Origin of the sequence: Cronobacter sp. HA18003, assembly GCF_011605905.1 — a bacterium.
GTDB classification, from domain to species: Bacteria; Pseudomonadota; Gammaproteobacteria; order Enterobacterales; family Enterobacteriaceae; genus Cronobacter; species Cronobacter sakazakii.
The window spans coordinates 635,472-658,093 of sequence record NZ_JAANQO010000011.1; the positions used below are offsets into that span (position 1 = coordinate 635,472).

The following is a 22,622-nucleotide window of genomic DNA, read 5'->3' on the forward strand; positions in this document are numbered from 1 at the left end:
TATATTCACCCGGCAAATAAAACCACAAAAGGGAAACGGGAATGAAAAAACTTATCGTGGCGCTGGCATTAGCGAGTTGTTTTTCGGGTATGGCCTCTGCACATGAAGCTGGCGAATTCTTTATGCGCGCCGGTACGGCGACGGTGCGTCCGACAGAAGGCTCAGACGATGTGCTGCACATGGGCGGCTTTAAGGTTAACAACAACACGCAGCTCGGTCTGACCTTTACTTATATGGCAACCGACAACATCGGCGTTGAACTGCTGGCCGCGACGCCGTTCCGCCATAAAGTCGGTCTTGGGCCGACGGGCGATCTCGCAACCGTGCATCAACTGCCACCGACCTTAATGGCCCAGTGGTATTTCGGCGATTCTCAAAGCAAACTGCGCCCGTATATCGGCGCGGGCATTAACTACACCACCTTCTTTGACGAAGACTTCAACGATACCGGTAAAAAGAATGGCCTGAGCGATCTGAGCGTTGACGATTCCTGGGGCGCGGCGGGTCAGGTGGGTCTGGATTACATGGTGAATAAAGACTGGCTGATTAATATGTCCGTCTGGTACATGGATATCGACACCACCGTGAAATTTAAAACCGGTGGCAAACAATACAACATCGATACCCGCATCGATCCGTGGGTCTTTATGTTCTCGGCGGGCTACCGCTTCTGAGTTTGCGCACTCGCGTTTCTCAGCAATAAAAAAACCAACCTCAACGGGTTGGTTTTTTTATTGCCGCCGGGTCAGGCGTAAAGCCGGCGTCCTGTAAGGTGCTGCAATGTACATCCTGAGACTCCACATCTCAGTTAAATGCGCTGGCGGCCGCCTGGCGCATAATACGGTTGGCTTCATCCCATTTGCGGGCGTTTCGTTTGGTCAGTGCTTCACGTGCCGCACGGCGAGCTTTATTCATCATATGCTGGTTAATCATCTTCACCTCCACCCTTTCCCGTAATCCAGCCAGACCGTTCTGGCTGCGATTGCGCGTTACGTTTTCACGCGGTTTATGGTCTGAAGTCAGTGGCCACACCTTTCACCGGTTCTCCTGCCGGGGCGGCATCACTGCCGCGAGATGTGGCTCCAACGCTTGATGTCATCGAAACCTGCGGAATCCTTTGTGGCGGGCCTGCAAGTGCGTCCGGGCTTCGTTGTCATGAGAATAAGTTTTGGTCAGAAATGCGACGTATGCCTTAAGATTTTGCTCAAAACACGATCGTATCGCTGGACTCGCAGGGGAAATTATGAATGTAAAGCCGGATGTCCCTGATATTCAGGGGAAATAAAAGCGCGAGGGCTCGCGCTTTTTTAAGAAGAAAATGCTCAGGCAGGTAAACTGGCCGCTTTTAACTGGCGCACAAACGTTTTCAGCGACTCCAGCATCGCTGCGCGATCGTTCAGGTTGTTCTCGATGATCTTGACGATCGCCGAGCCAGAAATCGCGCCTGCGGCACCGGCCTCAATAGCGGCTTTCACCTGCGCAGGCTCTGAGATCCCGAACCCTTGCAACGGCGGCGCGGCGTGGTATTCGGTGAGTTTATTAATCAGGTGATTCAGCGGCAGCGCGGCGCGGTTTTCCGCGCCTGTCACCCCGGCACGCGACAGTAAATAAGTATAACCGCGGCCATAAGACGCAATCTGGCGCAGCAGATCGTCATCGGCATTTGGCGGGCAGATGAAAATTGGCGCAACATTGTGGCGCATCGCCGCCTGGCGGAAAGGCGCGGATTCTTCCACCGGCACATCGGCCACCAGGACCGAATCGACGCCGACGGCGGCGCAGCGGGCGTAGAATTCGTCCACGCCGCGGCTGAACACCAGGTTGGCATACATTAATAGCCCGATGGGTAAGTCCGGGTATTTCTGACGCACCGCGGCCAGCATTTCAAAGCACTGATCCGGCGTGGTGCCCGAAGCGAACGCGCGCAGCGTCGCACTCTGGATCGTCGGGCCATCCGCCAGCGGATCGGAGAACGGAATGCCGAGCTCCAGCGCGTCAGCGCCGCCTTCCACCAGCGCGTCGATAATCTGTAACGACTGCTCGGGCGACGGGTCGCCGAGCGTCACAAAGGGAACAAACGCGCCTTCCTTACGGGCTGCCAGGCGGTCAAACAGCTGCTGATAACGCTCCATTACATTTCCCCTCGTGCTTTGAAAATATCGTGAACGGTGAAGATATCTTTATCGCCGCGCCCGGACAGGTTAACGACCAGTAACTGCTCTTTCTCCGGGGCGGCGCGCATCATTTTCAGCGCATGGGCGAGGGCGTGCGACGACTCCAGCGCCGGGATGATCCCTTCCTGACGGCAGAGCGTTTTAAAGGCTTCCAGCGCTTCGTCATCGGTAATTGAGACATACTCCGCGCGCCCGGTGCTGTTCAGGTACGCATGCTGCGGCCCAACGGACGGGAAATCGAGACCGGCGGAGATCGAGTAAGACTCTTCAATCTGGCCGTCGTCGGTCTGCATCATCGGCGCTTTCATGCCGAAATAGATGCCGACGCGCCCGTGCTTGAGCGGTGCGCCGTGTTCGCCGGTTTCGATACCGTGGCCGGCAGGCTCGACGCCAATCAGGCCGACACTCGTTTCGTTAATGAAATCTGCAAACATGCCGATGGCGTTGGAGCCGCCGCCAACACAGGCGATCACGGCATCCGGCAGACGGCCTTCTTTTTCCATGATCTGCGCGCGGGTCTCTTCACCGATCATGCGCTGGAATTCGCGCACGATAGTCGGGAACGGGTGCGGGCCTGCGGCGGTGCCGAGCATATAGTGCGCGCGGTCATAGCTGCCGGACCAGTCGCGCAGCGCCTCGTTACAGGCGTCTTTCAGCGTCGCGGAGCCGCTGTAGACCGGAATGACTTCCGCGCCCATCAGCTTCATGCGAAAGACGTTTGGCGACTGACGCTCGACATCTTTGGCACCCATATAGATGCGACACTTGAGGCCGAGCAGGGCACTCGCCAGCGCGGAAGCCACGCCATGCTGCCCCGCGCCGGTTTCGGCGATAATTTCCGTTTTGCCCATGCGTTTGGCGAGCAGTGCCTGTCCTAACACCTGGTTAGTTTTATGCGCGCCGCCGTGCAGCAGATCTTCACGCTTGAGATAGAGCGTAGTGCGGGTGCCTTCGGTGAGGTTCTGACATTTGGTCAAGGCCGTCGGGCGCCCGGCGTAGTTCTTCAACAGGTCGGTAAACTGCGCCTGAAACTCGGCGTCGCTCTGGGCGCTGACGAACGCCTCTTCCAGCTGACGCAGGGCGGGCATCAGGATCTGCGGCACGTACATGCCGCCAAATTCGCCAAAATAGGGGTTTAACAGTGTGCTCATTATTGCCTTCCTTTAGTAAGCCCGCAGGGTTCTGAATACCGCTGCCAGCTTGTCGCTGTCTTTAATACCCGGCGCGCTCTCCACCCCGGAGTTAAAATCGAGTCCCGCGCAGCCGAGCTGTGCGGCCTGCACGCAGTTATCCGCGCCGAGGCCGCCCGCCAGCATCACGTTATCCAGCGTCTGCCCTTCAAGCAGTGACCAGTCGAAACGCTGTCCGGTACCGCCCTGGCCATTATCCAGCACGTAACGGTCAACATACTGGAGGTTACGCGGCGGCAGGGCGTGGCTGACGCTCTGCACTTTCCAGATAGCGGTCGTTTCCGGCAGGCTGGCGCGCAGGGCGCTGATGTAAGTCTGGTCTTCGTCGCCGTGCAGCTGTACGGCGGCAAGCGAAAACGCGTTGGCTTTCGCAACCACATCCTCCACCGGCGCGTTACGGAAAACACCGACATAGCGCAGCGGCGCTGCGTCGATCACCGCACGGGCCTGTTCATCGCTGACGGCACGCGGCGATGAGCCGACAAAAATCAGGCCGCCGAAGAGCGCGCCCGCCTGCCAGGCGCTTTGGGCGTCTTGCGGGCGAGTCAGGCCGCAGACTTTGTTTTCGCCAAGCAATACCTGGCGCACCGCCGATTCCAGATCCTCATGTTCCATCAGCGCGGAGCCAATCAGGAAACCGTTCGCGAAACGGCTCAGTTCACGCACCTGACCGTAAGTATGAATGCCGGATTCGCTAATCACCGTTACGCCGTGGCCTAAACGCGGGGCCAGTTCGCGGGTGCGGTTCAAATCGATAGAGAGATCGCGCAGGTCGCGGTTATTAATGCCGACCACTTTGGCTTCGAGGCGCAGCGCGCGCTCAAGCTCTTCTTCATTGCTGACTTCGGTCAGCACGCCCATACCGAGGCTGTGCGCCACTGCCGCGAGCTGGCGGTACTGTTCATCGTCCAGCACCGAGAGCATTAACAGGCAGGCATCGGCCTGATAAAAGCGCGCCAGGTAAATCTGATACGGGTCGATAATAAAGTCTTTGCACAGCACCGGCTGGTGGGCAACCGCGCTGACGATGGGCAGGAAATCAAAGCTGCCCTGGAAATATTTCTCATCGGTCAGCACCGAGATTGCCGAGGCGTGATGTTTGTACACGCCTGCGATACGCGCCGGGTCAAAATCGCTGCGGATCACGCCTTTGGACGGCGACGCCTTTTTGCACTCCAGGATAAAAACGGTGCGGGCGCCCTGCAGCGCGTCATAAAAGCGGCGCGTGCTCGGCACGACATCATTCTGAAAGCTCGCCAGCGGCTGCTGTGCCTTGCGGGCTTCCACCCACAGCGCTTTATCCGCGACGATTTTCGCTAAAACGGTTTCCATCTCTTATCCTCTTGCTGCCAGTGCGGTAACACGGTCATAAGCGGCGCCGCTGCGCAACACCGCCAGCACTTTACGTGCGTTGGCCTGTAAATCCTCTTCGCCGTGCAGACGCATCAGCATGGCGACATTGGCGGCCACGGCGGCCTCGTGAGCACGCTCACCTTTACCTTGTAACAGGCGGCTCAGAATGTCACGGTTTTCTTCCGGCGTGCCGCCCGCCAGATCCGACTGTTCATAAGGCTCTAGGCCGAAATCCGCAGCTGTAAGCTGATAGCTGTGAATCTCGCCGTCGCGCAGTTCGGCGACCTGCGTCGGCGCGTGCAACGACACCTCATCCATGCCGCCGCTGTGCACCACGGCCGCACGCTGATAGCCCAGCACGCGCAGCGTTTCGGCAATCGGCAGCACCAGTTCCGGGCTGTAGACGCCAATTAACGCCAGCGGCGGATGCGCCGGATTAATCAGCGGCCCCAGCACGTTAAACAGCGTGCGGGTTTTCAGCTGCTGGCGCACCGGCATCGCGTGACGAAACCCGGTGTGGTATTTCGGCGCGAACAGAAAGCAAACGCCCAGTTCATCCAGCGCCTTGCGCGATGCCTCGGCGTTCATCTCAAGATTAATCCCGAACGCGGCGAGCAGATCCGACGACCCCGATCGGCTGGAGACGCTGCGGTTGCCGTGTTTGGCGACTTTCAGCCCCACCGCGGCGGCCACAAAGGCGCTGGCGGTAGAGATATTAATGCTGTTACTGCCGTCGCCGCCGGTGCCGACGATATCCGCAAAGGCGTAATCCGGGCGCGGGAACGGCGCGGCGTTTTCCAGCAGGGCGCTGGCGGCCCCGGCAATCTCAACCGGGTGTTCGCCGCGCACTTTCATGCTCACCAGCGCCGCGGCCAGTTGCTCCGGTTTCAGTTCGCCGCGCACCACCGCGCTAAAAAGCTGGTGGCTCTCTTCGCGGCTCAGCACCTCGGCCTGATAGAGTTTTTCCAGAATCGGCTGGACGCTGTTTTGCTGCTCGGCGCGGGTCAGCGCCCAGGCGAGCGTCTGTTCCAGCAGGCGAGCACCCTGCGTCGTCAGGATAGACTCCGGGTGAAACTGGAAGCCGCAGACGCGATCGGCGTCGTGACGCACGGCCATCACCATACCGTTGAAGTGCGCGTTAACCGTCAGCCCGGCCGGGATGTCGCTGCCCACCAGCGAGTGGTAGCGCGCCACCGGCAGCGGGTTCATCAGGCCGCTGAACATCGCCTGGCCGTCATGTTCAATGCTGGACGCTTTGCCATGCAGAATTTCGCCCGCCTGGCCGACATAGCCGCCGTAGGCTTCAACGATTGCCTGATGGCCAAGACAGATGCCGATAATCGGCAGCTTGCCGCGCAGACGGGTTAACAGCTCCGGCATACAGCCCGCGTCTGACGGCGCGCCGGGGCCTGGCGAAAGCATCAGCACCGGGTTGTTCATGGTGGCGAGGCGCTCAATCAGCGTCTGGGCCGGAATATGGTTACGGTAGATAACTACGTTATGTCCGTTCGCGCGCAGCTGATCCGCCAGGTTGTAAGTAAAGGAATCGATATTATCGAGCAGCAGAATGTCGGCCATCAGAAAGTCTCCTGTGCGTGATGGGCAGCGGCGATGGCGCGCAGTACCGCGCGGGCTTTATTACGGGTTTCGTCAGCTTCGGATTGCGGGACGGAATCAAGCACGACGCCCGCGCCCGCCTGTACCGTGGCGATGCCGTTCTCCACCCAGGCCGAGCGGATAACAATGCAGGTGTCGAGATCGCCATGACCGGTGAAATAGCCGACCGCGCCGCCGTAGCTGCCGCGACGCTCGCCTTCCGCCCCGGCGATAAGCTGCATCGCGCGCACTTTCGGCGCGCCGCTCAGCGTGCCCATGTTCATGCATGCGCGATAGGCGTGCAGCACGTCGAGATCGCGGCGCAGTTCGCCGACCACGCGGGAGACCAGGTGCATAACGAACGAGTAGCGGTCCACTTTGGTTAAATCCGCCACATAGCGACTGCCCGGCGTACAGATGCGAGCCAGATCGTTGCGCGCCAGGTCCACCAGCATCAGATGCTCGGAGAGTTCTTTATGATCGGTGCGCATTTCAAGCTCAATGCGGCTGTCGAGATCGCGGTCCAGCGAGCCGTCAGCACGGCGGCCGCGCGGGCGGGTGCCGGCTATCGGGTAGATTTCAATCTGGCGGGACGGCGCGTCATATTTCAGCGAACTTTCCGGCGACGCGCCGAACAGCGCGAAATCGCTGTCCTGCATGAAAAACATATACGGGCTGGGGTTGCTCTTTTTCAGCGTGTCGTAGGCCGCGAGTGGCGACGGGCAGGGCAGGCTGAAGCGGCGCGACGGCACCACCTGGAAAATTTCGCCCGCGCGAATCGCTTTTTGCATTTCACGCACCACCGCGCCGTACTCTTCATCGCTCTGGCTGCATTCGCACTGCATCTGCGGCACGGTTTCAACTGGCAGCGGCGCGGGCGGCTCCTGGAGTTGCAGCTGGATCTGCGCGAGACGCTGGTTCAGGCGGGCTTTTTCACCATCATCCGGCGTAAACAGGCTCGCCTGAATGCGGGTGGTACGCGTCTGGTGATCGATAATCAGCAGCGTTTCGGCGAGATAAAAGCAGTAATCCGGGCAGCTGTTGGTCTGCGCAAGCGGCGGCAGTTCTTCAAACCCGGCGACCAGATCGTAGGCAAACAGCCCGCCGAAGAACATCGCTTCGCGCTCGTCCTGAGGCAACGTCACCGACTCTTGCAACAGACGAAAAGCGTCGAATACCGACAGCGAACGCAGACGCTCATCTTCATCCAGCAGCGTACTTACCGGCGGGAAGCGCAGCGTGCGCCCTTGCGGATGGGCTTCAACGGTGACGGTTTCCGGCAGGGCGTTATCCAGTAGAGAGAGCAGCGACGCGCCGTTAGCGCTCAGCGCTTCAATCGTGACAGTGTCACCGTTGGCGTTTATGCGCAGCGCGCTGTCGACAAGAAGCAGGCTTTTCAGATCGTCTTTACTGTCGATATCAGCGGATTCCAGCAGTAGCGTTGCCGGGCGGTCACCGCAGAGCTGGTGAAATACCGCAGTCGGGTTTTCGCGATAAAGGCCGTCGCAGGTAAGCAGTTCGAGTGCCGGTTTGTCTGTTTGCATGGTCTGTATCTCTGTTTTGTGTTCAAAAAAAAGCCCGCGGTGAGCGGGCCTGGTATCTGAATGCTTGCGCATACGTGAAGACACCGCCCGGGATCAGGAGGTACGCCACCAGCCATGCAGAGAAAAAATGTGAGTCATTTTCAGATACCTTCTTCGTGTGAACTTGCGTACTAGTAAACTGGTTCATGACGAGAATGTCAACTCTGATTTCTGATAATTTCCACAAACCGTTATGATGAGCAGGACGATATAAAAGACCTTAGCCACGGGAGCCGTTTTGAGCGAACCTGAATTAGCCATTATTTACGATCTACACAGCCATACGACGGCCTCCGACGGTCTGCTGACGCCAGAGCAACTGGTACACCGCGCCGTTGAGATGGGTATTCATACGCTCGCGATAACCGACCACGACACCACGGCAGGCCTGCCAGCCGCCCATGAAGAAATTGCCCGCGCAGGCCTTGCGCTGCGGCTGATTGACGGCGTCGAAATTTCCACGCTCTGGGAAAACCACGAAATTCATATCGTCGGACTGGGGATTGATATCACGCACCCTGAAATGGTCGCGTTTCTTGACGGACAGGCGCAGCGCCGCACGCGGCGCGCTGAAATGATCGCCGAGCGTCTGGAGAAGGCGCGCATTCCGGGGGCGCTGGAAGCGGCGAAGCGTCTCGCGGACGGCGGCGTCGTCACGCGCGGCCACTTCGCGCGTTTTCTTATCGAAGACGGACGCGCTACCAATATGGCGAACGTCTTTAAACACTATCTGGCGCGCGGGAAAACCGGCTATGTTCCTCCTCAGTGGTGTACAATAGAACAAGCCATTGATGTGATTCATCATTCTGGCGGGCAGGCGGTGATAGCCCATCCCGGGCGCTATCAGCTCAGCGCCAAATGGCTTAAGCGCCTGTTAAACCAGTTCGCTGCGGCGGGCGGCGACGCGATGGAAGTGGCCCAGTGCCAGCAGGCGCCCAATGAGCGCAACCAGTTGGCAAGCTACGCCGGGCAGTTTGGTCTGCTGGCGTCGCAGGGCTCCGATTTTCATCAGCCATGCCCGTGGATTGAACTGGGGCGCAGGCTGCGGTTGCCTGATGGGCTGACACCCGTCTGGCATCGCTGGCCGCCGGAACTGATTAAAGAGAGGGCAGTATGAGTCAATTTTTCTATATCCATCCGGACAACCCGCAGCCGCGTCTTATCAAACAGGCGGTAGAGATCGTGCGTAAAGGCGGCGTTATCGTTTATCCGACCGACTCCGGCTACGCGCTCGGCTGTAAGCTTGAAGACAAAGGCGCGATGGAGCGCATCTGCCGCATCCGCGACCTGCCGGACGGCCATAACTTTACGCTGATGTGCCGCGATCTCTCGGAGCTGTCGACCTATTCCTATGTCGATAACGTCGCGTTCCGTCTTATCAAAAACAACACGCCGGGCAACTACACCTTTATTCTTAAAGGGACGAAAGAGGTGCCGCGCCGTCTGTTGCAGGAGAAGCGTAAAACCATCGGGCTGCGCGTGCCGTCTAACCCGATTGCGCTGGCGCTCCTTGAGGCGCTTGATGAGCCAATGCTCTCGACGTCGCTGATGCTGCCGGGCAGCGAGTTTACCGAATCCGATCCGGATGAAATCAAAGACCGTCTGGAAAAGCAGGTGGATTTGATTATTCACGGCGGTTATCTCGGCCAGCAGCCTACAACAGTGATCGATTTAACCGACGATGCGCCGGTCGTGCTGCGTGAGGGCGTGGGCGACGTTAAGCCTTTCCTGTAAGGGGGCTTACCGCTATACTACGCGGCCTGAAATCGGGCGGCTGAAACCGGGGTGTGGCCAGAAGGCGGCACCCCAGCCCGGTTATCCTGTTCGACGCCTGGGAAGGCGACACCTGAAGGAAGCTCCATGAGCGAAAAGTTACAAAAAGTGCTGGCGCGAGCCGGTCATGGCTCCCGCCGTGAAATCGAAGCCATGATCGAAGCCGGTCGCGTCAGTGTCGATGGCAAAATCGCCACCTTAGGCGACCGCGTTGAAGTGACGCCTGCGCTGAAAATCCGTATCGACGGCCATTTGATCTCGGTAAAAGAGTCCGTAGAGCAGATTTGCCGCGTACTGGCCTATTACAAACCGGAAGGCGAGCTGTGTACACGCAGCGATCCGGAAGGTCGCCCGACCGTCTTTGACCGCCTGCCGAAACTGCGCGGTGCGCGCTGGATCGCGGTAGGGCGTCTTGACGTCAATACCTGCGGCTTGCTGCTGTTCACCACCGACGGTGAGCTGGCGAACCGCCTGATGCACCCGAGCCAGGAAGTCGAGCGCGAATATGCTGTGCGCGTTTTCGGCCAGGTGGATGACGCGAAAGTGCGTGAGCTGGCGCGCGGCGTTCAGCTTGAAGATGGCCCGGCGGCGTTTAAAACCATCCGTTTTAGCGGCGGCGAAGGCATCAACCAGTGGTACAACGTGACGCTGACCGAAGGGCGCAACCGTGAAGTTCGCCGTCTCTGGGAAGCGGTTGGCGTTCAGGTAAGCCGCCTCATTCGCGTGCGTTATGGCGATATTCCGCTGCCGAAAGGCCTGCCGCGCGGCGGCTGGACCGAGCTTGACCTGGCGCAGACCAACTACCTGCGCGAGCTGGTGGGTCTTGAGCCTGAAACCTCAAGCAAAGTGGCGGTGGAAAAAGATCGTCGCCGCATGAAGGCGAATCAGATTCGTCGTGCGGTAAAACGCCATAGCCAGACGGCGGGCGCTTCACGTCAGGGCGCGCCGGCGCGTCAGGGCCAGGCGGGTGCTGCGCGCCCTGCAGGCAGCGCGCGTGCGGCGGAAAACACCCGTTCGGGCAACAGCACCTCACGTGCCAGCGGTAATGCGCGTCCGGGCGGCAATGCACGCTCAGGCGGCGCTCGCGCCACCGGCAATGGCCGTCCAGCCAGCAGCGGTGGTCGTGCGAACAACGGCGGTAACCGTCGCTCCGGCGGCGGTCGCGGAAACTAAGAAAAACGCCCTCTGATGAGGGCGTTTTTTTATGGCTGCGAATCAGCGCGCGCGTTAATAATCGATACCGATCTGCGCTTTGATCCCGGCGTCGAAAGCATGCTTGACCGGGCGCAGTTCGCTCACCGTATCGGCATACTCCAGAATATCGCGGTGGCAGCCCCGACCGGTAATAATCACCGTCTGGTGCGCCGGGCGCGCACGCAGCGCCGTCAGTACTTCCTCCAGCGCCAGATAATCGTAAGCCAGCATATAAGTCAGCTCATCGAGCACCACCAGATCGAGCGAGGCGTCCGCCAGCATGCGTTTACCATGCTGCCACACGGTCTGGCAGGCCGCGGTATCGCTTTCACGGTTCTGCGTATCCCAGGTAAAACCTGTCGCCATTACCTGAAACTCAACGCCATGCGGCTCCAGCAGGTTGCGCTCGCCGTTCGGCCATTCGCCCTTGATAAACTGTATCACCGCCGCTTTTTTACCGTGGCCCACTGCGCGCGTGACGGTGCCGAAGGCGGCCGTGGTCTTGCCTTTACCGTTGCCGGTAAAAACGATCACGATGCCGCGCTCGTCCTGTGCTGCCGCGACGCGCGCCTCCACTTTTTCTTTCACACGCTGCTGGCGCTGCTGATAACGTTCATCGCTCATTCGGCTATTCCTGGTTTGCGGCCTGGCTGGGCGTCAAAACTAATACCAGTTTTACGGCGGCTGTCGTCGCCCATCAGCCACAGGTAGAGCGGCATGAGATCCGCAGGCGTTTTCAGCTTATCGGGATCTTCGGTCGGGAACGCGCTGGCGCGCATTTTGGTGCGGGTGCCGCCAGGATTGATGCAATTCACGCGCAGGTGGCGGCTTTGATACTCTTCGGCGAGCACCTGCATCATGCCTTCGGTCGCGAATTTCGAGACGGCGTAAGCGCCCCAGTTAGCGCGTCCCTGACGACCGACGCTTGAGGTGGTAAACACCAGCGATCCGGCCTCTGATTTCAGCAGCAACGGCAATAGCGCCTGGGTTAAAAAGAAGGTGACGTTGACATTCACCTGCATCACTTCGCTCCAGACCGCCGGGTTTTGCTGGTCCATTGGAACGATGTCGCCGAGTACGCCCGCATTATGCAGTACGCCATCGAGGCGAGGGACGCGCTGGGCAATAGCCTGGGCTAACTGCTGACACGCTTCGGGCGTTGCGGTGGCGTAATCCAGGGTAAACCAGTGCGCCTGCGCCAGCCCTTCCTGTTCGATTTCATGTGCGACACCGCGCAGTTTCTCGTCGCTGCGGCCAAGCAGCAGAACGTGCGCCCCGTAGCGGGCGTAGGTCAGCGCCGCTTCGCGGCCAATGCCGTCGCTGGCGCCAGTGACAAGAATAATTCGGTTTTGCAGCAAATCGCGTTGGGGTTGATAGTGCACGGGTCACTCCTTGCAGGGGCGAAACGGTGTGCCGCCAGGCTGCGCTTCGCATCGGGTAAAAACGCTTTATGCCTTAATCCTTCACGTATTTCAATCGGGCGGCGGGAGGGTTGTGCCGTTGCGACGTCATTTGCAACTGTTTCATCGGTAAAGAAAACTTCAGCGAGAGTTCTCGCACAGTTTCGCTTTGTTACAAGACGCGGGCCCGGGGCTCAGTTACACTAACGCCCGGGTCATGCCTGAATAAAAGGTGGAGAAGTGAATTTACTTGCAGAGTATGGACTGTTTTTAGCCAAAATCGTCACGGTGGTCGTGGCGATCGCGATTGTCATCGCACTTATCGCCAACCTGACGCAGCGCAAGAAAGCCCAGCGCGGTGAGCTGCGCGTTACGCGTCTCGGGGAAGAGTATAAAGAGATGAAGGAAGAGGTGGCCGCCGCGCTGCTCGATCCTCATCAGCACAAGCAGTGGCATAAGAATCAGAAAAAGAAAAACAAGCAGGAGGCGAAAGCCGCTAAAGCGCGCGCTAAACGTGGCGACGCGGCACCTGCCGGAAAGCCCACCCTCTACGTGCTCGATTTCAAAGGCAGCATCGATGCCCATGAAGTCAGCGCGCTACGCGAAGAGGTGACGGCGGTGCTGGCGGTTGCAAAACCCGCCGATGAAGTCCTGGTGCGTCTGGAAAGCCCCGGCGGCGTGGTGCACGGTTACGGGCTTGCCGCGTCGCAACTGCAACGTCTGCGCGAGCGCCAGATCCCGCTGACCATTGCCGTGGATAAAGTCGCCGCCAGCGGCGGGTATATGATGGCCTGTGTGGCGAATAACATCGTGGCCGCCCCGTTCGCTATCATCGGTTCTATCGGCGTAGTCGCGCAGATCCCGAACTTCAACCGTCTGCTTAAGCGCAACGATATCGATATTGAGCTGCACACGGCGGGGCAGTACAAGCGCACGCTGACGCTGCTTGGTGAGAATACCGAAGAAGGGCGCGAGAAATTCCGCGAAGATCTCAACGAAACGCATCATCTCTTCAAAGAATTTGTACACAGTATGCGTCCTTCGCTGGATATCGACGCGGTCGCAACCGGCGAGCACTGGTACGGCGTACAGGCCAAAGAGAAAGGTCTGGTGGATGAAATCAGCACCAGCGACGATCTCATCATTGCCCGCATGGCAGAGCGTGAGGTCGTCAGTCTGCGCTATATGCAGCGTAAACGGTTGATGGATCGCTTTACCGGCAGCGCGGCGCAAAGCCTGGATCGCCTGTTATTGCGCTGGTGGCAGCGCGGGCAGAAACCGCTGTTGTAAGGTAAATAAAAAGCGAGGCGTCAGGCCTCGCTTTTTTCTGGTAGCCAGTAATGTGTGTTCACGCTGTGGGAGTGCTCAGGGCAGCAGATGATATTTCTCGGAAAGCTGATGGGCCAGGTATTTAAACATATTAAATACCGCCGTGGTTTTTGCCGTCGGCAACCCCTGTTCGTCCATAAAATATTCGCCGCGAAAGACGAGTACGCCATTTTTTTGCTCAACGTCGGTGGCCACCATGCCGGCAATATAGTCTTCATGCTCGCGGATCATTTTATTGGCCTGCGCCAGCAGCGTAGCGCGATCGATAGGCTGAGTTAACTCTTGCATAATCATCTCCTTACAAACAGGGGGATAGTGTACGTCTCACCGGGTGCGATGGGCAAATTTTCCCTTCGATTTACAGGGCTTTTCAAAAAGGCCCACTGGTGGCGTTAATCACTTTTGCATGCTAATAAAGTTGCGTAACGAATTTTATCAGGTAGAGTGTGACGCTTTCGCAAATCTGGCAACAGAATTGCTTGACATTCGACCGAACTTCCGTCGTGCTGTAGCGCATTTGCACGATAAAACCTGACGACTCAGCCACCGTAGTAGCGTGAACCACGCCTGGTGATGGATTAAGGGGTTGATAACCTTTGGGGCGGCCACAATATACGAGGCTTGTCGCCAGTGACGGTGAATCAACGTGCGACGTATTCTGGAAGAATCAAATCAGGTAAAGGTGAATATGGGTAAAGCTCTCGTCATCGTTGAGTCCCCGGCAAAAGCCAAAACGATCAACAAATATCTCGGTAAAGACTACGTGGTAAAATCCAGCGTCGGTCATATCCGGGATTTGCCGACCAGTGGCTCCGCCCCTAAAAAAAGCGCTGAATCCGCCCCGACGAAACCGGCTAAAAAAGTCAAAAAAGATGAACGCGGCGCGTTAGTCAACCGCATGGGCGTCGATCCCTGGCATAACTGGGAAGCACACTATGAAGTGCTGCCCGGTAAAGAAAAAGTGGTTTCTGAACTGAAATCGCTGGCTGAAAAAGCTGACCACATCTATCTCGCAACCGACCTTGACCGCGAAGGGGAAGCCATTGCCTGGCACCTGCGGGAAGTGATCGGTGGTGACGACACGCGCTATAGCCGCGTGGTGTTTAACGAAATTACGAAAAACGCGATCCGTCAGGCGTTTGAAAAGCCGGGCGAGCTGAATATCGATCGCGTTAACGCCCAGCAGGCGCGCCGTTTCATGGACCGCGTGGTGGGTTATATGGTCTCCCCGCTGCTGTGGAAGAAAATCGCCCGCGGGCTGTCCGCCGGTCGCGTGCAGTCCGTCGCAGTACGTCTGGTGGTCGAGCGCGAGCGTGAAATTAAAGCGTTTGTGCCGGAAGAGTTCTGGGAAGTGGACGCGCTGCTCTCAACGCCGAAGAGCGACCAGCTCAGCGTTCAGGTCACGCATCATAAAGATAAACCGTTCCGTCCGGTAAACCGTCAGGATACCGAAGCAGCGGTCGCGCTGCTGAAAGCGGCAAGCTATCAGGTTATCGAGCGTGAAGATAAACCGACCAGCAGCAAACCGGGCGCGCCTTTTATTACCTCCACGCTCCAACAGGCGGCGAGTACGCGCCTGGGCTTTGGCGTGAAGAAAACCATGATGATGGCCCAGCGTCTCTACGAAGCGGGTTACATCACTTATATGCGTACTGACTCCACCAACCTGAGTCAGGACGCGGTCAGCATGGTGCGTAACTATATCGGCGAGGAGTTCGGCAAGAAATATCTGCCGGAGAACCCGAACCAGTACGCCAGCAAAGAGAACTCTCAGGAAGCGCATGAGGCAATTCGTCCTTCAGATGTCAGCGTGCTGGCGGAATCACTGAAGGACATGGAAAACGACGCGCAGAAACTGTATCAGTTGATCTGGCGTCAGTTCGTTGCCTGTCAGATGACGCCGGCGCAGTACGACTCCACGACGCTTACCGTCGCCGCGGGTGATTTCCGCCTGAAAGCGCGCGGTCGCATTCTGCGCTTTGACGGCTGGACCAAAGTGATGCCTGCGCTGCGCAAAGGCGACGAAGACCGCACGCTGCCTGCGGTTAACCAGGGCGATAAGCTTTCTCTGGTTGAGCTGACCCCTGCACAGCACTTCACCAAGCCGCCTGCGCGCTTTAGCGAGGCGTCACTGGTGAAAGAGCTGGAAAAACGCGGTATCGGCCGCCCGTCGACCTACGCGTCTATCATCTCGACCATTCAGGATCGCGGCTATGTGCGCGTTGAAAACCGTCGCTTCTATGCCGAAAAAATGGGTGAAATCGTCACCGATCGCCTGGAAGAGAACTTCCCTGAGCTGATGAACTTCGATTTCACCGCGCAGATGGAAGACTCTCTTGATCAGGTGGCCAACCATGAAGCCGAATGGCGCGCGGTGCTGGACACTTTCTTCGACGACTTCTCAAGGCAACTGGACACCGCGGAAAAAGATCCTGAAGAGGGCGGTATGCGCCCGAACCAGATGGTGCTTACCAGCATTGACTGCCCGACCTGTGGCCGCCCGATGGGCATCCGTACTGCCAGCACGGGCGTATTCCTGGGCTGCTCCGGCTACGCGCTGTCGCCGAAAGAGCGTTGCAAAACCACCATTAACCTGGTGCCGGAAAACGAAGTGCTGAACGTGCTGGAAGGCGATGACGCGGAAACTAACGCGCTGCGCGCCAAACGTCGCTGCCAGAAGTGCGGCACGGCGATGGACAGCTACCTTATCGATCCGAAGCGCAAACTGCACGTGTGCGGCAATAACCCGTCCTGTGACGGCTATGAAGTCGAAGAGGGCGAGTTCCGCATTAAGGGTTATGACGGTCCGGTAGTAGAGTGCGAAAAATGCGGTTCTGAAATGCACCTGAAGATGGGGCGTTTTGGCAAGTACATGGCGTGTACCAACGACGAGTGTAAAAATACCCGTAAGATCCTGCGTAACGGTGAAGTCGCGCCGCCGAAGGAAGATCCGGTGCCGCTGCCTGAACTGCCGTGCGAGAAGTCAGACGCTTACTTCGTCCTGCGTGACGGTGCCGCTGGCGTGTTCCTTGCCGCGAACACCTTCCCGAAATCGCGCGAAACCCGCGCGCCGCTGGTGGAAGAGCTGCAACGCTTCCGTGACCGCCTGCCGGAAAAACTGCGTTATCTGGCGGATGCGCCTGCAAAGGATCCGGAAGGCAACCCGGCCGTGGTTCGCTTCAGCCGTAAAACCAAACAGCAATATGTGGCGTCGGAAAAAGACGGCAAGGCCACCGGCTGGTCTGCATTCTATGTTGACGGTAAGTGGGCGGAAGGCAAAAAGTAAGCCTGCCGCGGCAAAAACGAAGGCCAGCGCAAGCTGGCCTTTTTGCGTTTATAACGACCTTATTATTTTTTTCACTGGACTATACACATAAGCTATAAAAGCCAGCGCGGTTATAGTATCTTCCTTTTTTATTATCAAATCGTCTTAAGCCTGATTGCAGGCGTCTCTGATTCTGGATGGTCAGTCATGAAACTACAGCAGTTGCGCTATATCGTTGAGGTGGTGAACCATAACCTGAATGTCTCATCCACAGCGGAAGGGCTTTATACGTCGCAGCCCGGCATCAGTAAGCAGGTGCGTATGCTGGAAGATGAACTCGGGATTCAGATTTTTGCCCGCAGTGGCAAACATCTGACGCAGGTGACGCCCGCCGGTCAGGAAATTATCCGTATCGCACGCGAAGTGCTCTCCAAAGTGGATGCCATCAAATCGGTGGCGGGCGAACATACGTGGCCGGACAAAGGCTCGCTGTATGTCGCGACTACGCATACACAAGCGCGCTACGCGCTGCCGGGCGTGATTAAAGGCTTTATCGAGCGCTACCCGCGCGTCTCATTGCATATGCATCAGGGCTCGCCCACACAAATTGCTGAAGCGGTCTCTAAAGGTAATGCCGATTTTGCGATTGCGACCGAAGCGCTGCATCTCTATGACGATCTGGTGATGCTGCCGTGCTACCACTGGAACCGGTCGATAGTCGTCACGCCGGATCACCCGCTGGCGTCGAAAGAGAGCGTGAATATTGAGGAGCTGGCGCAATATCCGCTGGTCACTTACACCTTCGGCTTTACGGGACGCTCAGAACTCGACACCGCGTTTAATCGCGCCGGACTGACGCCGCGAATTGTTTTCACCGCGACTGACGCCGATGTGATTAAAACCTACGTAAGGCTGGGGTTAGGAGTAGGGGTGATTGCCAGCATGGCCGTCGATCCGGTCTCCGATCCGGATCTGGTGCGTCTTGACGCGCACGATATTTTTAGCCACAGCACAACGAAAATCGGTTTTCGCCGCAGCACATTCCTGCGTAGCTACATGTATGATTTTATTCAGCGTTTTGCGCCGCATTTAACCCGCGATGTGGTGGATGCCGCCGTTGCGTTGCGCTCAAATGAAGATATTGAAGCGATGTTTAAAGATATCAAATTACCTGCCAAATAATGCCAGCGCGTACCTTTTCACTGGTGCAAAGGTACGCACGTTTTTCCCGCCTTTTATTCAAATTAAAAACATAATCATTCGTACTAAGTGAAATTATTATCGCGCATTCCCTTATTAAAGGTATGGGTAAGGTGTCGCCGCGTCACGACAAAAGTAGGAAATAATTCTTAGCTACGCAAATTCACAACTTCAATAATTTATTTCACGTCAAAAGATTGAATATTTTCTCTAAAAATGATCGTAAAGACGCTGGATTTTTGGCTGGTTTTTATTTAGGATTTATCTCAACTGATGATTACTTCTGCCAATTGTTTGGTGTCCATATGATAAGCAATGTCGATTGTACGAGGTTAGCAATGCCATCAGAAAGCGACGATTCGCAAAGAGATCCTGATCTTAAGCGTAAAGCGTGGCTGGCGGTGTTCGGCATCTCAACCCTGTTCTGGATTGGGATTGCGCTTCTGGTGTGGACATTTTGGGGTTAAGCATGGCTTTACAACAGCACGCTTTCACTCGTTCGCCAATATGTCAACCAGATGACAGGCACGAAAGCAGCCCAAAAGGGGGTTTTTCGACCCTCCCGACGGGCTGGAAGCTAACAAAAGAGCAACAAGATTTTATCGCTTTATTTTCGGAAGAAGATCACAAAAACAATAAACGCTAACTGGCGTAGATAATAAAAAACAAGAATTTAATTTAAGCTAAATTTATCTGTTCTCGTTGTTAACGCAGCGAGGAAAATTACACACAGCAATCTTTACATTTCTGGCAAGCGCCAGAGCGATCAATGGTTTTAATTATTGGTGTAACAGGTATGAATAATCAGCTCACGCTCAAATACTGGTCATGGATTGGCGCATTTACCGTTTCCTCCTTGTTCTGGTGTCAGCTTGTCTGGATGCTTGCTCACTGATTCCTCTGCGCCTGGCTCCCCGCCAGGCGTTTTGTTTTCTCCTCCCTGACGTCTCTCACTTTTAGCGATTTGGGTTGTTATCAAATCGTTACGACATGTTTGTGTTATCTTTAATACAGACCCTGATAACAATCGGGGCATCGCTATCTCAGGACTGAAGGAGGAGCTATGTCGTCGACCCTACGCGAAGCCAGTAAGGACACATTACAGGCGCAGGATAAAACCTATCACTACTACAGCCTGCCGAAAGCCGCCCGGGAGTTGGGCGATATCGCGCGGTTACCCAAATCACTGAAAGTTTTGCTTGAGAACCTGCTGCGCTGGCAGGATGGCGAGACCGTTACGCTTGAAGATATTCAGGCGCTGGCGGGCTGGCTTGAACATGCGCATGCCGATCGCGAAATCGCGTATCGACCAGCGCGCGTACTGATGCAGGATTTCACCGGCGTTCCGGCGGTGGTGGATCTCGCGGCCATGCGCGAAGCGGTGAAACGTCTCGGTGGAGACGTCTCGAAAGTGAACCCGCTCTCGCCGGTCGATCTGGTGATTGACCACTCCGTGACTGTCGATCACTTCGGCGACGATAACGCGTTTGAAGAGAACGTGCGTCTGGAGATGGAGCGCAACCATGAGCGTTATGCGTTCCTGCGCTGGGGCCAGCAGGCGTTCAGCCGGTTCAGCGTGGTGCCGCCAGGCACCGGCATTTGCCACCAGGTAAACCTTGAGTATCTGGGTAAAGCCGTCTGGAGCGAACTCCAGGACGGTGTAATGGTGGCATACCCTGATACGCTTGTCGGTACAGACTCCCACACCACGATGATCAACGGTCTCGGCGTGCTCGGCTGGGGCGTTGGCGGTATCGAAGCGGAAGCGGCGATGCTTGGCCAGCCCGTGTCGATGCTTATCCCGGATGTCGTCGGTTTTCGTCTTACCGGCAAACTCAGTGAAGGCATTACTGCCACCGACCTGGTGCTGACCGTTACCCAGATGCTGCGCAAACATGGCGTGGTCGGGAAATTTGTCGAATTCTTTGGCGACGGCCTGGATTCGCTGCCGCTGGCAGACCGCGCGACCATCGCTAATATGGCGCCCGAATATGGCGCGACCTGCGGCTTTTTCCCGATTGATGACGTCACGCTTGGCTATTTACGCCTGAGCGGGCGCAGTGAAGAGCAAGTGGCGCTGGTGGAAGCCTATGCCAAAGCGCAAGGCCTGTGGCGCAATCCGGGTGACGAGCCGGTATTCACCAGCACGCTGGAACTGGACATGGGCACGGTTGAAGCCAGTATCGCCGGGCCGAAACGTCCTCAGGACCGCGTGAGCCTGGGCGACGTGCCAAAGGCGTTCGCCGCCAGCACAGAACTTGAAGTGAACTCGCCAAAAAGGGATCTGCATTCGGTAGAATATACGCTGAACGGGCATCAGTATGAGCTGCCGGACGGCGCGGTGGTTATTGCCGCTATTACTTCCTGTACCAATACGTCCAACCCAAGCGTGCTGATGGCGGCGGGTCTGCTCGCCAAAAAAGCTGTCAAACTTGGGCTCAAACGTCAGCCGTGGGTAAAAGCGTCGCTGGCGCCTGGCTCAAAGGTCGTTTCCGATTATCTGGCTCACGCGAAGCTAACGCCGTGGCTGGATGAACTGGGCTTTAACCTGGTCGGATATGGCTGTACCACCTGTATCGGTAACTCCGGGCCGCTACCGGAGCCTATCGAACAGGCGATCAAAAAAGGCGATCTGACCGTCGGCGCGGTGCTTTCGGGCAACCGCAACTTTGAAGGCCGTATTCATCCGCTGGTAAAAACCAACTGGCTGGCGTCGCCGCCGCTGGTGGTCGCGTATGCGCTGGCGGGGAACATGAACATCAACCTGGCAACCGATCCCATCGGCCATGACCGTAAAGGCGATCCGGTTTATCTCAAGGATATCTGGCCCACCGGGCAGGAGATTGCGCAGGCGGTGCAGGAAGTCTCCACCGATATGTTCCGTAAAGAGTACGCGGAAGTTTTCGAAGGAACCGAAGAGTGGCGATCGATCCAAGTGCAGGCGTCAGATACCTACGACTGGCAGAACGATTCCACCTATATCCGCCTGTCGCCATTTTTCGATGACATGCTTTCGGAGCCTGCGCCGGTGCAGGATATCCACGGTGCGCGCATTCTCGCGATGCTGGGCGATTCCGTCACCACCGACCACATTTCGCCTGCGGGCAGCATCAAGGCGGACAGCCCCGCCGGGCGCTATCTGCAAAGCCACGGCGTGGAGCGCGCAGACTTTAACTCTTACGGCTCGCGTCGTGGTAACCATGAAGTGATGATGCGCGGCACGTTTGCCAATATTCGCATCCGTAACGAAATGGTACCGGGCGTGGAAGGCGGCATGACGCGTCTTATTCCGGGTAACGAGGTGATGTCGATTTATGACGCCGCCATGCGTTATCAGGAGCAGGGCACGCCGCTTGCGGTGATCGCCGGGAAAGAGTACGGCTCCGGCTCCAGCCGCGACTGGGCGGCCAAAGGCCCGCGTCTGCTCGGTATTCGCGTGGTGATTGCCGAGTCGTTCGAGCGTATTCACCGCTCCAACCTTATCGGCATGGGCATCCTGCCGCTGGAGTTCCCGCAGGGTGTGACGCGTAAAACACTGGGGCTTACAGGCGACGAGACGCTGGACATCGGCGATTTACAGTCGCTGACGCCAGGCGCTACGGTGCCGGTTACGCTCACGCGTGCCAATGGCGCAACCGAGGTGCTGGAATGCCGCTGCCGCATCGATACCGGTAATGAGATGACCTATTACCGTAACGACGGCATTCTGCACTACGTGATCCGTAACATGCTGCGTTAAGGCGCGGTATCCGGTGCAACAAAAAGGCCTGCGTTTGCAGGCCTTTTTTATCGCGCGCGCCGGTTAGTTACCGGAGAGCAGATGCCCCATTTTGGCGGCTTTGGTATCGAGATAGTGCTCGTTTTTCGGGTTACGTCCGACAATCAGCGGCACGCGCTCAACGATATTAATTCCCGCTTCGGTCAGTATCTCCACCTTGCGCGGGTTGTTGGTGAGCAGGCGCACTTCATCCACGCCCAACAGCTTAAACATGTCCGCACACAGGGTGAAATCGCGTTCGTCGGCGGCAAAGCCGAGCTGATGGTTCGCTTCGACGGTATCGTAGCCCTGATCCTGCAACGCATAGGCGCGGATTTTATTCAGCAGACCAATATTACGCCCCTCCTGGCGATGATAGAGGAGCACGCCGCGCCCGGCTTCCGCAATGTGCGACAGCGCGGCTTCCAGCTGGAAGCCGCAGTCGCAGCGCAGGCTAAACAGCGCGTCGCCGGTCAGGCATTCGGAGTGGACACGGGCCAGTACCGGCTCAGTGCCTGAAATGTCTCCAAAAACCAGGGCTACGTGATCCTGTCCGGTTGCCAGTTCTTCAAAACCCACCATCAGGAAATCGCCCCAGGGGGTTGGCAGTTTGGCTTCTGCCACACGTTTAAGCTGCATGTGATTCTCCGGATATTATGAACGCCCGCAGGCGCCTGCCAGTCTGTTGGCTTTCTGTCGTTATCCTGTATTTTGCCACATCCCGACAGGGTTCGCCTCACTCAGTCGTGCTCTCAATATCAATCGCATCAATAGTTAACTATCCTGCGTGGCGCGATTTTCGGTTATT

20 protein-coding genes, 1 pseudogene and 1 other annotated feature are annotated in these 22,622 nt (G+C 57.2%); of the genes and pseudogenes, 10 read left to right on the forward strand and 11 right to left on the reverse strand.

The window, feature by feature from the left end:
- The first annotated feature begins 41 nt into the window (after positions 1–41).
- The gene (ompW, locus tag G6041_RS04025; RefSeq protein ID WP_004385014.1) at positions 42–674 is read left to right on the forward strand and encodes an outer membrane protein OmpW; all 633 of its coding nucleotides are present in this window, start codon (positions 42–44) and stop codon (positions 672–674) included.
- A gap of 130 nt (positions 675–804) precedes the next feature.
- On the opposite strand, the gene G6041_RS21540 is transcribed toward ompW, so the two are convergent.
- The 7 genes from G6041_RS21540 to trpL all read right to left on the reverse strand — a co-directional run bounded on the left by G6041_RS21540 (position 805) and on the right by trpL (position 7,995).
- On the reverse strand, positions 805–933 hold the full coding sequence (locus G6041_RS21540) for a hypothetical protein (protein WP_007761961.1): 129 nt from the start codon (positions 931–933) through the stop codon (positions 805–807).
- Between the two features lie 389 nt (positions 934–1,322).
- A complete protein-coding gene (trpA, locus tag G6041_RS04035; protein WP_004385016.1) occupies positions 1,323–2,132 on the reverse strand; it encodes a tryptophan synthase subunit alpha in 810 nt (269 codons plus the stop codon).
- On the reverse strand, positions 2,132–3,325 hold the full coding sequence (trpB, locus tag G6041_RS04040; RefSeq protein ID WP_012124565.1) for a tryptophan synthase subunit beta: 1,194 nt from the start codon (positions 3,323–3,325) through the stop codon (positions 2,132–2,134). The genes trpA and trpB overlap by 1 nt, the downstream gene beginning before the upstream one ends.
- 12 nt (positions 3,326–3,337) lie before the next feature.
- Entirely contained in the window at positions 3,338–4,696 is a 1,359-nt protein-coding gene (gene trpCF, locus G6041_RS04045; protein WP_012124566.1) for a bifunctional indole-3-glycerol-phosphate synthase TrpC/phosphoribosylanthranilate isomerase TrpF, read from the reverse strand.
- 3 nt (positions 4,697–4,699) lie between these two features.
- Complete coding sequence (gene trpD / locus G6041_RS04050; protein WP_012124567.1) at positions 4,700–6,295, reverse strand: bifunctional anthranilate synthase glutamate amidotransferase component TrpG/anthranilate phosphoribosyltransferase TrpD; 1,596 nt, start codon at positions 6,293–6,295, stop codon at positions 4,700–4,702.
- Positions 6,295–7,857, reverse strand: coding sequence for an anthranilate synthase component 1 (locus tag G6041_RS04055; protein WP_041460482.1), 1,563 nt, complete (start codon positions 7,855–7,857; stop codon positions 6,295–6,297). The genes trpD and G6041_RS04055 overlap by 1 nt, the downstream gene beginning before the upstream one ends.
- 24 nt (positions 7,858–7,881) lie before the next feature.
- Positions 7,882–7,974, reverse strand: a sequence feature (Trp leader region).
- Positions 7,951–7,995 carry a trp operon leader peptide gene (gene trpL / locus G6041_RS21640; protein ID WP_108463469.1) on the reverse strand — a complete coding sequence of 15 codons (45 nt, stop codon included), beginning with the start codon at positions 7,993–7,995 and terminating at the stop codon, positions 7,951–7,953. Its footprint overlaps the feature before it by 24 nt.
- 139 nt (positions 7,996–8,134) lie before the next feature.
- On the opposite strand from trpL, the gene rnm reads away from it, so the two are divergent.
- The 3 genes and pseudogenes from rnm to rluB form a co-directional block, all read left to right on the forward strand.
- Positions 8,135–9,013, forward strand: coding sequence for an RNase RNM (rnm, locus tag G6041_RS04065; RefSeq protein WP_012124569.1), 879 nt, complete (start codon positions 8,135–8,137; stop codon positions 9,011–9,013).
- Positions 9,010–9,630 (forward strand): L-threonylcarbamoyladenylate synthase, encoded by a 621-nt coding sequence (locus G6041_RS04070; protein WP_007775522.1) that lies wholly within the window; start codon positions 9,010–9,012, stop codon positions 9,628–9,630. Before rnm ends, G6041_RS04070 begins: the two co-directional genes overlap by 4 nt.
- A gap of 126 nt (positions 9,631–9,756) precedes the next feature.
- Positions 9,757–10,629, forward strand: a pseudogene (gene rluB / locus G6041_RS04075) (23S rRNA pseudouridine(2605) synthase RluB); the annotation flags it as partial.
- 267 nt (positions 10,630–10,896) lie between these two features.
- Here rluB and cobO read toward each other — a convergent pair.
- Together cobO and G6041_RS04085 are read right to left on the reverse strand one after the other, a co-directional pair.
- Positions 10,897–11,487, reverse strand: a complete 591-nt coding sequence (gene cobO, locus G6041_RS04080) for a cob(I)yrinic acid a,c-diamide adenosyltransferase (RefSeq protein WP_012124571.1) — start codon at positions 11,485–11,487, stop codon at positions 10,897–10,899.
- Entirely contained in the window at positions 11,484–12,245 is a 762-nt protein-coding gene (locus G6041_RS04085; protein ID WP_012124572.1) for a YciK family oxidoreductase, read from the reverse strand. The genes cobO and G6041_RS04085 overlap by 4 nt, the downstream gene beginning before the upstream one ends.
- A 258-nt stretch (positions 12,246–12,503) precedes the next feature.
- Between G6041_RS04085 and sohB the strand changes: the two genes are divergently transcribed.
- On the forward strand, positions 12,504–13,553 hold the full coding sequence (sohB, locus tag G6041_RS04090) for a protease SohB (RefSeq protein WP_007902650.1): 1,050 nt from the start codon (positions 12,504–12,506) through the stop codon (positions 13,551–13,553).
- A 75-nt stretch (positions 13,554–13,628) separates the two neighbouring features.
- Here the strand turns inward: sohB and G6041_RS04095 are convergent, their stop codons facing one another.
- A complete protein-coding gene (locus G6041_RS04095; RefSeq protein ID WP_007868251.1) occupies positions 13,629–13,880 on the reverse strand; it encodes a YciN family protein in 252 nt (83 codons plus the stop codon).
- A gap of 400 nt (positions 13,881–14,280) precedes the next feature.
- Here G6041_RS04095 and topA point away from each other — a divergent pair, with 400 nt between their 5' ends.
- The 5 genes from topA (at position 14,281) to acnA (ending at position 21,796) form a co-directional block, all read left to right on the forward strand.
- Entirely contained in the window at positions 14,281–16,878 is a 2,598-nt protein-coding gene (gene topA, locus G6041_RS04100; RefSeq protein ID WP_004387669.1) for a type I DNA topoisomerase, read from the forward strand.
- A 186-nt stretch (positions 16,879–17,064) separates the two neighbouring features.
- Positions 17,065–18,039 (forward strand): HTH-type transcriptional regulator CysB, encoded by a 975-nt coding sequence (cysB, locus tag G6041_RS04105; RefSeq protein WP_004387670.1) that lies wholly within the window; start codon positions 17,065–17,067, stop codon positions 18,037–18,039.
- Between the two features lie 356 nt (positions 18,040–18,395).
- A complete protein-coding gene (locus G6041_RS04110; protein WP_007775505.1) occupies positions 18,396–18,524 on the forward strand; it encodes a YmiA family putative membrane protein in 129 nt (42 codons plus the stop codon).
- Between the two features lie 329 nt (positions 18,525–18,853).
- The gene (ymiC, locus tag G6041_RS21360; protein ID WP_225318182.1) at positions 18,854–18,952 is read left to right on the forward strand and encodes a small membrane protein YmiC; all 99 of its coding nucleotides are present in this window, start codon (positions 18,854–18,856) and stop codon (positions 18,950–18,952) included.
- 168 nt (positions 18,953–19,120) lie between these two features.
- Entirely contained in the window at positions 19,121–21,796 is a 2,676-nt protein-coding gene (acnA, locus tag G6041_RS04115; protein ID WP_007901638.1) for an aconitate hydratase AcnA, read from the forward strand.
- 63 nt (positions 21,797–21,859) lie between these two features.
- Here the strand turns inward: acnA and ribA are convergent, their stop codons facing one another.
- On the reverse strand, positions 21,860–22,453 hold the full coding sequence (gene ribA / locus G6041_RS04120) for a GTP cyclohydrolase II (RefSeq protein ID WP_004387672.1): 594 nt from the start codon (positions 22,451–22,453) through the stop codon (positions 21,860–21,862).
- Between the last annotated feature and the right edge of the window lie 169 nt (positions 22,454–22,622).